General features: G+C 56.2%; 1 protein-coding gene. It reads left to right on the forward strand.

The window, feature by feature from the left end:
• Positions 1–475, forward strand: a 475-nt coding sequence (locus K675_RS0120945; protein ID WP_017905432.1) for an IS110 family transposase, incomplete at both ends; no start/stop codon positions are given.

The following is a 475-nucleotide window of genomic DNA, read 5'->3' on the forward strand; positions in this document are numbered from 1 at the left end:
TGTGGCATAGACCTGCATTCGAACAATAGCGTTGTGGTGGTTACCGACGAAACGGATCGAGCCCTGATCAGTCGACGCTGTCCCAATGAGTTAACGAAGATCCTCAATCTGCTTGAGCCCCATCGCACCGAGCTGGTCGGCGCAGTGGTGGAGTCAACCTACAACTGGTATTGGCTGGTGGATGGCCTCATGGCCGCCGGCTACGAGGTCCGGCTGGCCAATCCGGTCGCCATGAAACGCTACGAGGGTTTAAAGCATTCTGACGACAAGGATGACGCAGCCTTTCTGGCGCATCTGCTGCGCCTTGGCATTCTGCCGACAGGCTATATCCATCCACCGCAAGAGCGGGCTCTGCGAGATTTGGCACGCAAGCGCATTCAACTGGTGCGCAATAGAACACAGCACATTCTGGCGGTCGAAAACATAATGGCGCGCCAGTTTGGCGAGCGATTGAGCTGCAATGAAGTCAAAGCGC

The organism is Pseudomonas fuscovaginae SE-1, assembly GCF_000364705.1.
GTDB lineage: Bacteria > Pseudomonadota > Gammaproteobacteria > Pseudomonadales > Pseudomonadaceae > Aquipseudomonas > Aquipseudomonas fuscovaginae_A.